The sequence below is a fragment of the Gottfriedia sp. NPDC057991 genome (genome assembly GCF_042886615.1).
GTDB lineage: Bacteria > Bacillota > Bacilli > Bacillales > Bacillaceae_G > Gottfriedia.
The window spans coordinates 760,035-769,402 of record NZ_JBHVQN010000002.1; the positions used below are offsets into that span (position 1 = coordinate 760,035).

Annotated in this window: 6 protein-coding genes; all 6 read left to right on the forward strand. The window is 35.2% G+C overall.

The features are described 5' to 3' along the window. The first annotated feature begins 97 nt into the window (after positions 1–97). The 6 genes from ACFVR2_RS11130 to infB all read left to right on the forward strand — a co-directional run bounded on the left by ACFVR2_RS11130 (position 98) and on the right by infB (position 9,035). On the forward strand, positions 98–4,408 hold the full coding sequence (locus ACFVR2_RS11130; RefSeq protein ID WP_387361602.1) for a PolC-type DNA polymerase III: 4,311 nt from the start codon (positions 98–100) through the stop codon (positions 4,406–4,408). Positions 4,409–4,642: 234 nt separating this feature from the next. Then, the gene (gene rimP / locus ACFVR2_RS11135) at positions 4,643–5,116 is read left to right on the forward strand and encodes a ribosome maturation factor RimP (protein WP_097975469.1); all 474 of its coding nucleotides are present in this window, start codon (positions 4,643–4,645) and stop codon (positions 5,114–5,116) included. Positions 5,117–5,132: 16 nt separating this feature from the next. Continuing rightward, a complete protein-coding gene (nusA, locus tag ACFVR2_RS11140; protein ID WP_387361604.1) occupies positions 5,133–6,257 on the forward strand; it encodes a transcription termination factor NusA in 1,125 nt (374 codons plus the stop codon). Between the two features lie 8 nt (positions 6,258–6,265). Then, on the forward strand, positions 6,266–6,535 hold the full coding sequence (gene rnpM, locus ACFVR2_RS11145; RefSeq protein ID WP_056470825.1) for an RNase P modulator RnpM: 270 nt from the start codon (positions 6,266–6,268) through the stop codon (positions 6,533–6,535). Further along, on the forward strand, positions 6,532–6,831 hold the full coding sequence (locus ACFVR2_RS11150) for a YlxQ family RNA-binding protein (protein ID WP_025568541.1): 300 nt from the start codon (positions 6,532–6,534) through the stop codon (positions 6,829–6,831). Before rnpM ends, ACFVR2_RS11150 begins: the two co-directional genes overlap by 4 nt. A gap of 23 nt (positions 6,832–6,854) precedes the next feature. Beyond that, complete coding sequence (gene infB / locus ACFVR2_RS11155) at positions 6,855–9,035, forward strand: translation initiation factor IF-2 (RefSeq protein WP_387361607.1); 2,181 nt, start codon at positions 6,855–6,857, stop codon at positions 9,033–9,035. Positions 9,036–9,368: the final 333 nt, after the last annotated feature.

Sequence of the window (9,368 nt, forward strand, 5' to 3'; positions counted from 1 at the left end):
TATGGGAATCGCACACAAATAAAAAGTACCTCTTATTTTAGAGGTACTTTCGATTTTTTTACACATATACTGCAATTTTAATAAGGTTGGTGAAAAAATGGGACAAACAAGTCAGGAGCGGTTTCAGCTATTATTAGATCAGCTTCAATTTCCCGAAGATATGCGAGACCTGTATTTTAAAAACGGGGAAATCGTAAATCTTGAAGTAAATAAAAGCGAAAAAAAGTGGCAGTTTACTTTTAAAATAGAAAATGTTTTACCTTTTGCAACGTTTCAAGTATTTGTAACAAGTTTATTAAGAACTTTTAAACATATAGCAGATGTTTCAGTCGTTATTAATACAGAAAATCCAAAAATAGATGAACATAAAGTAATTGATTATTGGTCATTTATGATTCAATCTGTTGAATCGAAATCACCTATATTACAACATATTGAATCTGCACTTCCTTCAGTTGAAAATAATAAAGTAATGATCGATTTAAATAGTCTGATTGAAGAGAATGCCTTTACAAATCGATACGTTCCTCAGCTGCAAGATTTATATCAAAAAGTAGGTTTTCCTAAGTTGTTTTTTGAGAATACGATAAAAGATAATGTTGAAGAAAAAACTGAGTTTCTTGAGAAAAAAGCTGAAGAAGATCGTAAGCGAGCGATGGAAGTACTTGTTGAATTAGAAAAGAAAGAGGCTGCTGAAGAAGCTGAAGGAGATGAGCCTCAAGGGCCTCTTGTTGTTGGCTATTATATTAAGGAAACTGAAATTAATACAATCTCGTCAATCATTGAAGAAGAAAAACGAGTAGTTCTTCAAGGATTTGTATTCGATTCTGAAATTCGTGAACTCAAGAGTGGCCGTGTCTTAATTACCTTTAAAATAACTGATTACACGAGCTCAATACTTGTCAAAATGTTCTCTAGAGATAAAGAAGATATCCCGATGTTAAATAAAATTAAAAAGGGTATGTGGGTAAAAGTTAGAGGATCAGTACAAAACGATACATTTGTACGTGATTTAGTCATGATTGCAAATGATATAAATGAAATTACTCCAGATGAACGTAAGGACGAAGCTCCAGAAGGAGAGCGTAGAATTGAGTTGCATGCTCATACACATATGAGCCAAATGGATTCAGTCGTTTCAGCAGGTGATTTAGTCAAACAAGCAGGTAAGTTTGGACATGAAGCAATTGCTATAACGGATCATGCAGTAGTTCAATCCTTCCCAGAGGCATTTGGAGCAGGTAAAAAACATGGTGTTAAAATACTATACGGTGTTGAAATAAATTTAGTAAACGATGGTGTACCAACAGCATATAATCCATCTCATGTCTCTTTAGAAGAAGCAACTTATGTTGTATTTGACGTAGAGACAACAGGTCTTTCTGCAGTTTATGATACGATTATCGAGTTAGCTGCTGTAAAGATTCATAAAGGTGAAATCATTGACCGATTTGAACGATTTGCAAATCCACATCATCCACTATCTGCAACTACGATTGAATTGACGGGAATTACTGACGAAATGGTAAAAGATGCCCCAAATGTTGATGTGGTACTTCGTGAGTTTAAAGAGTGGATGGGTGACGATATACTAGTAGCTCATAATGCTTCGTTTGATATGGGCTTTATTCAAATGGGCTTTAAAAAATATGAAATTGGTATTACAAATAACGGTGTAATTGATACACTTGAGTTAGCTAGAACTTTGTATCCGGATTTTAAAAACTTTCGATTAAATACACTCTGTAAAAAATTCGATATTAACTTAACACAACATCATAGAGCGATTTACGATGCTGAGGCCACTGGCTTCTTACTCCTAAAAATGCTAAAAGATGCAGCAGAACAGGATATGTATTATCATGACGAGCTAAATAATAACATGGGGAAAGGCGATGCTTATAAACGAGCAAGACCATCTCATGCAACACTATTAGCTACAAATGAAACGGGATTAAAAAACTTGTTTAAAATTGTTTCATATTCTCATATCCATTATCATCATCGAGTTGCAAGGGTTCCTAGATCATTATTAGTGAAACATCGCGAAGGAATATTAGTTGGATCTGCATGTGATAAAGGTGAAGTTTTTGAGGCAAGTGTTCAAAAATCTCCGGAAGAAGCAGAAAAGCTAATGGAGTTTTATGATTATATCGAAGTATTGCCACCAGAGACACTTTTACATTTAGTGGAATTAGAAATTGTTCGAAATGAACAACATTTAAGAGAAGTCATTTCAAAGCTTGTAAAAATGGCTGAAAAGGTAGAAAAAATTGTAGTTGGAACAGGTAACGTTCATCACTTACAAAAAGAAGATCAAATTTATCGAAAAATATTAGTTGGTTCTCAAGGTGGAGCAAATCCATTAAATCGTCATCGATTACCAGATGTTCATTTTAGAACAACCAATGAGATGCTATCTTCATTCGCATTTTTAGGAGAAGAAAAGGCTAAAGAAATAGTCGTTACAAATACTAAAAAAATTGCTAGTTTAATTGAAGATATTAAACCGATTAAGGATGACTTATATACTCCAAAAATCGAGGGTGCTGAAGATGAAGTTCGTGATATGAGTTATCAAATGGCAAGATCTATTTACGGAGAGCAATTACCAGAAATTGTAGAAGCCCGTCTTGAAAAAGAGTTAAAAAGTATAATTGGGCATGGTTTTGCCGTAATTTACTTGATTTCGCATAAACTTGTAAAAAAATCATTAGATGATGGGTATCTAGTAGGTTCAAGGGGATCTGTAGGTTCATCATTAGTTGCGACCATGACAGAAATAACGGAAGTAAATCCACTTCCACCACATTACGTCTGTCCAAATTGTAAGCACTCTGAGTTTTTCAATGATGGATCTGTAGGTTCTGGATTCGATTTACCGAACAAAGATTGTCCAGAATGTGGTACTGCATATAAAAAAGATGGTCATGATATTCCTTTCGAAACCTTCCTTGGATTTAAAGGAGATAAGGTTCCCGATATCGATTTGAATTTCAGCGGTGAATATCAACCAACTGCTCACAATTATACAAAAGTACTTTTTGGTGAGGATTATGTGTTTCGTGCAGGTACAATCGGTACTGTAGCTGATAAGACAGCATACGGTTATGTAAGAGGATATGCAAATGATCATAATCTAAATTTACGTGGTGCTGAATTTGATCGATTAGCTATGGGATGTACAGGTGTAAAAAGAACAACTGGACAACATCCAGGTGGAATTATAGTAGTTCCAGATTATATGGACATTTATGATTTTTCACCGATTCAGTTCCCAGCTGATGATGTAAAGTCTGAATGGAAAACGACACATTTTGATTTCCATTCAATCCATGATAATTTATTAAAACTAGATATTCTTGGGCACGATGATCCTACCGTTATCCGTATGCTTCAAGACTTAAGTGGAATCGATCCAAAAACGATTCCAACTGATGACCCTGAAGTTATGAAAATATTTGCCGGACCAGAACCTTTAGGTGTATCTGAGGAACAAATAGGTTGTAAAACAGGTACTTATGGAATTCCTGAATTCGGAACAAAATTCGTTCGTCAAATGTTAGAAGATACGAAGCCATGTACATTCTCAGAACTAGTTCAAATTTCTGGTTTATCACATGGTACAGATGTATGGCTAGGAAATGCATCTGAATTAATTAACAGTGGAACTTGTACGCTTTCTGAAGTAATTGGTTGTCGTGATGACATCATGGTTTATTTAATATATCAAGGACTAGAGCCTTCATTAGCATTTAAAATAATGGAATCTGTTCGTAAAGGTAAGGGCGTACCAGCAGAGTGGGAAGAAGAAATGAGAAATAATAAAGTACCCGCTTGGTATATTGATTCATGTAAAAAAATTAAATACATGTTCCCAAAAGCCCACGCCGCTGCATATGTTTTGATGGCAGTACGAATTGCATATTTCAAAGTTCACCATCCAATTCTTTATTATGCTGCATATTTTACAGTACGAGCTGAAGATTTCGATATCGAAGCAATGATTGCTGGTCCAAGTACGATTAAAGCTAAAATTGAAGAAATTGCGATAAAAGGATTAGATGCATCAGTAAAAGAGCGAAGTTTAATGACTGTACTAGAGTTAGCTTTGGAAATGTGTGAAAGAGGTTATTCATTTGAAAAAATGGATTTATATCGATCAAGTGCAGATGAATTTTTAGTAAATGGTAACAAATTAATTCCACCGTTTAATTCGATTCCGGGATTAGGGACGAATGCGGCTAAAAATATTGTTGCATCTAGAGAAGACGGAGAATTCCTATCGAAAGAAGATTTACAACAAAGAAGTAAAATTTCAAAAACAGTATTAGAGTACCTAGATAAACAAGGCTGTTTACAACACTTACCTGATCAAAACCAATTATCACTTTTCGATGGCTTTTAACAGTTTGCAAAACTTGGGAATTATGGTATATTAGATACAGATGTAATTTAGCACGGGATTTTTCTTGAAGAGCAGGGGCAACCTGCTCTTTCTTATTACCCAATTCATCTCTTTCGTAGTTTGGAACTTGAATTTTAAGTTACAATAATTGCGTAAATTGGAAATACTAAAGATAATTTCCCTGCTAAATAGCAGGGAATTTTCATCTTGTAATGTTTGGAAGGAGGATACTTCTTGAGTAAGAAGGTCACAGAGGTTGTATCAGAATTAGCACAACCAATAATTGAACAACTAGGATTAGAGTTAGTTGATGTAGAATACGTAAAAGAAGGAAAAGACTGGTTCCTTCGAGTATTTATAGATAGTGAGTCTGGAATTGATTTGGAGCAATGTGCTGCAGTAAGTGAAAGACTAAGTGAAGTCTTAGATGAAAAAGATCCAATTGAAAACCTCTATTTTTTAGATGTTTCATCACCAGGTGCTGAGCGTCCTTTAAAGAAAGAACAAGATTTTATAAAAGCAATTGGAAAACAAGTTTTCATTAAAACTTACGAACCCATCCTTGACGAAAAGAAATTTGAAGGGAAATTAATTTCCTATACGTCCGAGGAAGTTCAATTAGAATTAACAATTAAAACAAGAAAAAAAATGATTACAATTCCAACACCAAAAATTGCAAGTGCAAGACTTGCTGTTACGTTTTTCTAAGTAGGGGGTACTTTTAATGAGTTCGGAGTTATTAACAGCATTAGAAATAATTGAAAGAGAAAAAGGAATTAGTAAAGATGTAGTAATTGAAGCAATTGAAGCAGCTTTAATTTCAGCATATAAACGTAATTTTAATCAAGCACAAAATGTTCGAGTTGATTTTAACCTACATAACGGTTCAATTCGTGTTTTCGCAAGAAAAGAAATAGTAAGCAATGTGTTTGATACACGTTTAGAAATTACAGTTGAAGAAGCACAACAACATAATCCAAACTTTATGGTAGGTGATGTCATTGAATTAGAAGTAACACCTAAAGACTTTGGACGAGTTGCTGCAACTACTGCTAAACAAGTAGTAACACAAAGAGTTCGTGAAGCAGAACGCGGTGTAATTTATTCAGAATATATTGACCGTCAAGAAGAAATGATGACAGGTACAGTTCAACGTATCGATTCACGCGCAATTTATGTTAACTTAGGTAAAATTGAAGCAGTACTTCCTGTAACAGAACAAATTCCAACTGAGAAATACAGAATCCATGATCGCATTAAAGTATTTGTTACAAAAGTTGAAAAAACATCAAAAGGTCCACAAATTTTTGTATCACGTACTCACCCTGGATTATTAAAGCGTTTATTTGAAACAGAAGTACCTGAAATTTATGATGGTGTTGTAGAAATTCGTTCAGTAGCACGTGAAGCAGGTGATCGTTCTAAGATTTCAGTATATACAAGCAACCCTGATTTAGATCCAGTAGGTGCTTGTGTTGGTCAAAAAGGTCAACGTGTACAATCAATTGTTAATGAATTAAAAGGTGAAAAAATTGATATTGTACGTTGGTCTTCAGATCCAGTTGAATTTGTAGCAAATGCATTAAGCCCATCTCAAGTTATTAGAGTTTTAGTAAATGAAGAAGAAAAAGCAACTACAGTAGTAGTACCAGATCACCAATTATCTCTTGCAATTGGAAAAAGAGGTCAAAATGCTAGATTAGCTGCGCGTTTAACTGGTTGGAAAATTGATATTAAATCACAGTCTGATGCAGATAAAATAGGTATTGACTATACATCTTCAGCGCAAGAAGTAACTGTATCTAATGATGATTTCGATGCTTACGCTGACGACTTAAATGAGGAGTGAGTAAACTCATGAATCGAAAAATTCCTTTACGTAAGTGTGTTGTAACACAAGAAATGAAACCCAAAAAAGAATTAATCAGAATTGTTCGTTCTAAAGAAGGAGAAGTATCCATTGATCCAAGTGGAAAAAAATCAGGTCGTGGAGCTTACTTAACAAAATCTGTTGAAGTTGTAAAACAAGCGCAGCAAAAAAATACTTTAGAACAGCAATTAAACGCTAAAATTGATGCTAGTTTATACGAAGAACTTTTAGCGTATATTGAAAAGGAAAAAGCATGACAAACAAAGGATTGTCTTTATTAGGACTTGCAGCTAGAGCTCGTAAAGTGGTTTCAGGCGAAGAGTTAGTTGTAAAAGAAGTCCAACAAAAGAGAGCAAAACTAGTTATTTTGTCAAAGGATGCTTCCGATTTAACTGCGAAGAAAATAAAAGACAAGACAACTTATTACAATACTCCACTTTGTTATGTTGAAAATCGCTTTGAATTAGGGCACGCTATTGGGAAAGACGCTCGAGTGGTCGTTGCAATTACAGATCAAGGTTTTGCAACAAAACTTCAGACATTATTAAATTAATGGACTAATCTGGGGGTGAACGTATGACGAAAATTAGAATTTATGAGTATGCTAAAAAGCAAAATGTTTCAAGTAAGGAAATTATTGAAAGACTCAAGGATTTAAAAATCGAAGTAAAGAATCATATGGCCACAATTGCAGAGGATATTGTTGAAAAATTAAATAAGAGTTTTCAACCAAAGTCTGTAGAGATAAAACTACCCCAAAAAGCAGTGTCCAAATCTTCTTTTAAGGTAATTCCTGCATTTAATGTAGAAGCAAGTGAAGAGCTTGATTTCGAAGTAGATTACCAATTAGAAGATACCGAAGTAAAATCAAAAAAGAACAGTAATAAAAAGAAAAAGACTGACAGCCAAAAGCAAAGCAGTCAAAATGAAGATCGACAAACGACAGGGATAAAGAAAGGCAATCAAAATATGAATCATAAAAATAACTCAACCGAGAATACCTCGAATAAAATTATCTTCTCAGGTTCATTAAAAGTATCTGAGCTTGCAAAAAAATTAGGTAAAGAACCATCAGAATTAATTAAAAAATTATTTATGTTAGGCATTATGGCGACAATTAACCAAGACCTTGATAAAGATACGATCGAATTATTAGCTAGTGACTACGGAGTTGAAGTAGAAGAGGAAGTTATTGTTGATGAAAATGACTTCGAAAGCTTTATTGATGAAGCTGACGATGAAGCGAATCTACAAGAACGTCCACCAGTTGTAACGATTATGGGTCACGTTGACCACGGTAAAACAACTTTACTTGACTATATTCGTCAATCAAAGGTAACTGCTGGAGAAGCAGGTGGAATTACACAACATATCGGTGCTTACCAAGTAGAAATCGAAGGAAAGAAAATTACGTTCTTAGATACGCCTGGTCACGCCGCATTCACTACAATGCGTGCACGTGGAGCACAAGTTACTGATATTACAATTATCGTTGTAGCAGCTGATGACGGTGTTATGCCACAAACAGTTGAAGCGATCAATCATGCAAAAGCAGCAGAAGTACCTATTATTATTGCCGTTAATAAAATGGATAAAGAATCTGCAAACCCAGATCGCGTAATGCAGGAATTAACCGAACACGGTATTGTATCAGAAGCATGGGGTGGAGACACAATCTTTGTTCCTATTTCAGCATTAAATGGTAACGGTGTTGATCAGTTACTTGAAATGATTCTTTTAGTTAGTGAAGTAGAAGAATATAAAGCAAATCCTACTCGTAAAGCACTAGGTACTGTTATTGAAGCTGAATTAGACAAAGGTAAAGGTGCAGTTGCAACTTTATTAGTTCAAAATGGTACATTAAAAGTTGGAGATCCAATTGTAGTTGGTACTTCATTTGGCCGTGTACGTGCGATGGTAAATGACTTAGGTCGTCGAATTAAAGAGGCTGGTCCATCAATGCCAGTTGAAATTACTGGTTTAAATGAAGTTCCTCAAGCAGGTGACCGTTTTATGGTATTTGCTGACGAGAAACGCGCGCGTCAAGTTGGTGAAGCACGTGCTTCACAAGCAGTTCTTCAACAACGTAGCGAAAGCTCAAAATTATCTCTTGAAGATTTATTTGCTCAAATTCAAGAAGGTAATGTAAAAGAAATCAATCTAATTGTAAAAGCAGACGTTCAAGGTTCTGTCGAAGCAATGGCTGCTTCATTACAAAAAATTGAAGTAGAAGGCGTAAAAGTTAAAATCATCCACACAGGCGCTGGTGCAATTACTGAATCAGATGTAATTTTAGCTTCAGCATCTAATGCAATTATTATTGGTTTCAATGTACGCCCTGATGTAAATGCAAAACGTACTGCAGATTTAGAAAATGTAGATGTTCGATTACACCGTATTATTTACAAAGCAATTGAAGAGATTGAATCTGCGATGAAAGGTATGTTAGACCCAGAGTTTGAAGAAAAAGTAATCGGTCAAGCAGAAGTTCGTCAAGTATTCAAAGTATCAAAAGTTGGTACAATTGCTGGATGTTATGTAACTGATGGAAAAATCACTCGTGACAGCGGTGTACGTTTAATTCGTGATGGTATCGTTGTATTCGAAGGTCAATTAGACACACTAAAACGTTTCAAAGATGACGTTAAAGAAGTAGCAACAAACTACGAATGTGGTATCACGATCGAGAAATACAATGATATTAAAGAAGGCGACGTAATCGAAGCTTACGTAATGGAAGAAATTAAACGTAAGTAACGAAAAGTGGAAAAAGCTTGCCCAGCTCTGAATGGAATATCTCCGACAACTTTCGAAGTGGTGGTTTGTCCACTTCGAAAGTAGTTGGAATATTACCGAAGAGCTAGCTTTTGGAACTAGACATAACGAAAAGTGGAAGCGACTCGCTCTGCCCCGACAAGCATAAGACAAGGACCAGATAAGGTTGGTTTTTAACCTTAACTGGTCAATGGCTTATGACCTCGAGGGGCAAGTCGCTGGAACTAGACATAACGAAAAGTGGAAGCGACTCGCTCTGCCCCGACAAGCATAAGACAAGGACCAGATAAGGTTGGTTTTTAACCTTAACTGGTC

Coding starts and splice junctions, on each gene's coding strand:
- ACFVR2_RS11150 (WP_025568541.1), top strand. CDS start 6,532: ATGACAAACAAAGGATTGTCTTTATTAGGACTTGCAGCTAGAGCTCGT.
- ACFVR2_RS11130 (WP_387361602.1), top strand. CDS start 98: ATGGGACAAACAAGTCAGGAGCGGTTTCAGCTATTATTAGATCAGCTT.
- nusA (WP_387361604.1), top strand. CDS start 5,133: ATGAGTTCGGAGTTATTAACAGCATTAGAAATAATTGAAAGAGAAAAA.
- infB (WP_387361607.1), top strand. CDS start 6,855: ATGACGAAAATTAGAATTTATGAGTATGCTAAAAAGCAAAATGTTTCA.
- rnpM (WP_056470825.1), top strand. CDS start 6,266: ATGAATCGAAAAATTCCTTTACGTAAGTGTGTTGTAACACAAGAAATG.